Raw genomic sequence first — 242 nt, forward strand, 5'->3', positions numbered from 1 at the left:
CCTACTTCGCCCGTGGCTCCGGTCGCTCCTGTAGCCCCTACTTCGCCCGTGGCCCCCGTCGCTCCTGTTGCCCCTACTTCACCCGTGGCCCCAGTCGCTCCCGTTACTCCGGCCTCGCCCGTTGTTCCAGTCGCCCCTGTGACTCCGGCTTCGCCTGTTGCACCAGTCGCTCCTGTGGCTCCTACTTCGCCCGTGGCCCCGGTCGCTCCCGTGGCTCCTGTAGCTCCGGCTTCGCCCGTGGC

Annotated in this window: 1 protein-coding gene; it reads right to left on the reverse strand. The window is 69.8% G+C overall.

All coding sequences use genetic code 11. The features are described 5' to 3' along the window. Positions 1-242, reverse strand: a 242-nt coding sequence (locus tag PA598K_RS34560; protein WP_185602416.1) for a hypothetical protein, incomplete at both ends; no start/stop codon positions are given.

The sequence above is a fragment of the Paenibacillus sp. 598K genome, from assembly GCF_003851045.1.
Taxonomy (GTDB): Bacteria; Bacillota; Bacilli; order Paenibacillales; family Paenibacillaceae; genus Paenibacillus_D.